The organism is Micromonospora sp. 4G55 (genome assembly GCF_016803375.1).
This window is the reverse complement of sequence record NZ_JAEVHN010000581.1, coordinates 1-3,857: the sequence shown is the minus strand read 5'-3', so window position 1 is coordinate 3,857 and position 3,857 is coordinate 1. Positions and strand designations below refer to the sequence as shown.

At 73.5% G+C, this 3,857-nt stretch carries 5 protein-coding genes and 1 pseudogene; 3 read left to right on the top strand and 3 right to left on the bottom strand.

Annotated features, from left to right (window positions below; translation table 11 throughout):
* Positions 1-174 precede the first annotated feature (174 nt).
* Positions 175-894 (top strand): Clp protease N-terminal domain-containing protein, encoded by a 720-nt coding sequence (locus JNW89_RS30310; RefSeq protein WP_238451682.1) that lies wholly within the window; start codon positions 175-177, stop codon positions 892-894.
* 175 nt (positions 895-1,069) lie between these two features.
* On the opposite strand, the gene JNW89_RS30305 is transcribed toward JNW89_RS30310, so the two are convergent.
* Positions 1,070-1,591, bottom strand: a complete 522-nt coding sequence (locus JNW89_RS30305) for a hypothetical protein (RefSeq protein ID WP_238451681.1) — start codon at positions 1,589-1,591, stop codon at positions 1,070-1,072.
* Between the two features lie 113 nt (positions 1,592-1,704).
* Positions 1,705-1,905, bottom strand: coding sequence for a DNA repair protein (locus JNW89_RS30300; RefSeq protein WP_154943277.1), 201 nt, complete (start codon positions 1,903-1,905; stop codon positions 1,705-1,707).
* A gap of 222 nt (positions 1,906-2,127) precedes the next feature.
* Between JNW89_RS30300 and JNW89_RS30295 the strand changes: the two genes are divergently transcribed.
* A complete protein-coding gene (locus tag JNW89_RS30295) occupies positions 2,128-2,790 on the top strand; it encodes a GNAT family N-acetyltransferase (RefSeq protein ID WP_238451680.1) in 663 nt (220 codons plus the stop codon).
* 316 nt (positions 2,791-3,106) lie between these two features.
* Complete coding sequence (locus JNW89_RS30290; protein ID WP_238451679.1) at positions 3,107-3,499, top strand: STAS domain-containing protein; 393 nt, start codon at positions 3,107-3,109, stop codon at positions 3,497-3,499.
* 75 nt (positions 3,500-3,574) lie between these two features.
* Here JNW89_RS30290 and JNW89_RS30285 read toward each other — a convergent pair.
* Positions 3,575-3,857 (bottom strand): annotated as a pseudogene (locus tag JNW89_RS30285) (glycoside hydrolase family 3 protein); the annotation flags it as partial.

The following is a 3,857-nucleotide window of genomic DNA, read 5'->3' as shown; positions in this document are numbered from 1 at the left end:
TCGGCGGGAGATCGTCAACTTGTCGTTGAGACGAGGCTTCGTCAACCTATGGTTGACGCATGACGGATCCCATCCAGATGAGCAACCCGGTACCGCGGCCTCCGCGTCCTCAGATCGGCGGGAGATCGTCAACTTGTCGTTGACGACGAGGCTTCGTCAACCTATGGTTGACGCATGACGGATCCCATCCAGATGAGCAACCCGGTACGCCTCGACGACCTCATCCAGGCCATCAAGAAGGCCCATCCCGACGCGCTCGACCAGCTCAGCGACGCGGTCATCGCGGCCGATCACCTGGGCGAGCTGGCCGACCACCTGATCGGCCACTTCGTGGACCAGGCCCGGCGCTCCGGTGCCTCGTGGACCGAGATCGGCAAGAGCATGGGGGTCAGCAAGCAGGCCGCCCAGAAGCGCTCCGCCGCGAAGGTCGACGCGGCCGCCGCCCTCGACCCGAGCGCCGGCTTCGGCCGCTTCACCCCGCGGGCCCGCAACGTCGTGATGGCCTCGCAGAACGAGGCTCGGGCCACCGGGCACGCGGAGATTCGCGCCGAGCACCTGGTGCTGGGGCTGCTGGCCGAGCCGGAGGCGCTGGCCGCCAAGGCGATCATCGAGGAGGGCGTATCGCTGGACGCCGTGCGGCAGGCGGCGACGGCGGCGCTGCCGCCCCCGGCCGACCAGGTGCCCGACCTGATCCCGTACGACGCGCAGGGCAAGAAGGCCCTCGAACTGACCTTCCGGGAGGCGCTGCGCCTCGGGCACAACTACATCGGCACCGAGCACATCCTGCTCGCCCTGCTGGAGCTGGAGGACGGCTCGGGCGTGCTCTCCGGGCTGGGGCTGGGCAAGGAGGGTGTCGAGGAACGGATCATGGCCGCCCTGGCGCTGTACCGGTGACCCTCGCGGGGGACCCGATGTCCCCCGCACCGGGGAGTTCCCGCCCCTTGAATGTCGGCAGAGTTCCAGGTGGACCGTCCCGCCGTCGCACCCGGCCGGCGCGGAGGCGGTGACGGTCCGTCGGTGGCCGGGGCGCGCCACGGGGGGGACGCCCCGGCCATCGACGGGTACGGGGTCAGGCGACGGCGACGGGGAAGCCGTAGCGGGCGGCGTGCTCCGGGTCGGTCGGGTCGACCTGCCGGATGCCGGCGTCGGCGAGGCGCTTGTTCACCTCGTCCAGCTGCTCGCGGACCAGTCGGGCCTCCTCCTCGGTGACCCGGCCACGGTGCGGCCGGCCGGCGTGCTCGATGGTGCCGTAGTCGATCTTTTCCGCGCTCTTGCGCGCCTTCGGCGGGCGTACCCGCTCAGCGGTGCGCAGCAGTTGGGCCATCGGTACGTCGGTGGCCATCGCGTCGAACTCGCTGGCGGTCAGCACCACCCGGCGCGGCTCGCCGCCGCCGTGCCGGTCGTGGATCTCCACCACCGCCACGTCCAGCGCCGCGTCGTCGATGCTCTCCACCTCGATCGGGGTGGCGTCCAGCTGCACGGGCCCGGCCACCAGGTCAGGGTGCTCCAGCACGACGACCCTGACCACCTCGTCGTCGTCCCGCAGTACCGTGCCACTGAAGTCGGAGACGTGGATCGTCTTCTTGCCCATGCGCGGAGCTTCTCCTGTCGTAGGCCGAGTTTCGGACCACAAGACGCTACCCGACAGGTGTGCGAAAGCCCCGGCTGGACGCCCCGGGTGTGTCGCCGCTTTCTCCGGCGCGGTCAGCGGGCGGTGAGGCCGCGGCGGGAGGAGACGCCCGCGGGAAGGCTGTTGAGGTCGCCCCAGGAGAGCGCGGCGTTGACCCCGCGCCCGGTCCGCGCCTCCCGGTACGGCGGTTGGGCCGGAAATCTGCCGGCGGCCTCGGCCGCCCGCCAGATCCTCGCGGTGTCCTGCTGGTACCGGTCATTCGGCTGATTCGGCATGACCATTACCGTCCCAAAAGAAGTTGTACATGTATGGAAATGAATATGACGCTCGATCGATGTCTCGGGTTCCCGGGCATCGGCCTTGCCCGGTACGTCTACCCGGGCGGCCAGGCCGTCAACCGGCCCGCGTCGAGCGCAACGGGAGGTCGGCCCCGCCGGCACGGCGTACGGTGATCACGACGAGGTGGTCGTACCCGAGCGGGCGAGGGAGGTGTTCCGGTGCTCGACCGCCGGCTCTACCTGCACCTGGTCACCTGGCTGGGCCAGTGGCCGGCCGGCCCCGGCCTGCACGTCGTCGGCTCCCGCCGGCGCGGGCGACCGGCCTGGGACGGGCGGCTGCGACCGGCGATCGCCGTCCAGGCCGCCGGCAGCACCGTGCTCTCGGTGCCGCCCGAGCGGGTGGAGGCGATCCGCGCGCTGGCCCGCGGGCCGGAGGCCGAATTGCTCGCGGCGCTGCCCGCCGCCGTCGGCCAACCGGACTGGATGCTGGCCGACGACGTCTTCCGGTGGTGCCTGGACCCGGCCCCGCTGCCCGAGGTGGGGCGCTGGGTCCCGCCGACCGACCCGGCGTTCCCTCCCTGGCTGCGGCTGTTCGACCGGGAGGTGCTGGTGGTCCGGAACACCGACGGTGGCTACCTCGCCGGTGTCGGGATCAAGCGACACGACCAGCACGGACACGAGCTGGCGGTGGGGACGACGCCGGCCGCGCGTGGCCGGGGCCTGGCTCGCCGGCTGGTCGCCCAGGCCGCCCGGCGGGTGCTCGACGAGGGCGCCGTCCCGACGTACCGGCACGACCCGGCCAACCTCGCGTCGGCCCGGGTGGCGGAGGCGGCCGGCTTCCCGGACCGGGGCTGGCGATCGTACGGCGTCTATCCCCGGTGACCGGCCGCGCGGGTGTGGCGCCGCGCCGACCGCGCCGCGTCGTGGTGGCAGGGCGCGGACCGTGGATTCCGGGCCGAATCCACGGTCCGCAGCCTTCCCCCAGGCCCTCCGTGTGCCGATCGGTCCCGTTGATGGTGACGCTACGTACGGATCGGCCCGTGAGCAAGAGGTAACCGACCGTTTCGGCGTGTCCGGTAGTGGACTTGAGCTGCGGCAAGAGTCGTCGACCCGGTGGACGGCGATGGTGACGGAGCGTGCGGGGTGGGCGGGCGGCGGACCGCGGCCCCGGCCCTCGCGCCGCGCGGCGGGTATCGTCGTGCCGCGACGGCGGCAGCTCGGCGAGGAGCGGGACATGCGGGTGGACAGGCGGCACGAGGACGGCGGGCGGATCGTCCTGCGGCCCGTCGGGGACCTGGACATCGCCACCGCCGCCGTGGTGCAGGACGCCCTGGACGCCGCCCTCGACCTGCCGGACACGGTGGAGCTCGTCGTGGACCTCGCCGAGGTGCCCTTCCTGGACTCGACCGGCGTCGCCGCCCTGCTGCGCGGGGCCGCCGAGGCCGTCGGTCGGGGCGCCAGCCTGCGGGTGGTCGACCCGCAGCCGGTGGTTGCCCGGGTGCTGCGGATCACCGGCGTCGACAGCCTGGTCGGGCTCACCCCCCGGCGCCAGAACCCGCCCGCCGTCGACCCCGACGCCCCCGTCGCCTAGGCCCCTCGGCCCCGCCGGCCGGCGGGGCGTAGACCCCCGGCCATCGTTGGCCGGCGGCAGCGCCGCAACCAGGCCTCAGCCGATCAGCCCCAGCGCCTCCGCCGCCGCCCGACCGTTGGCGTGGCTCGCCCCGTAGGTGGTGACGAAGGCGCGTACGCCGGTCGGCCGCCAGCGCCCCGGCCAGCCCATCTCGACCACGGTCACCGGGTACGCGGCGGCCAGCGCGTCGACCAGTTCGGCGCCGCCGGGCAGCCGGTGCAGGTGCCGCCCGACCAGCACGATCGGCCGTCCGTCGGCGAGCCGCCCCAGCGCGGCGGCATCGGTCTCGGTGGCGACGACGCGTACCTCCTCCAGGCCG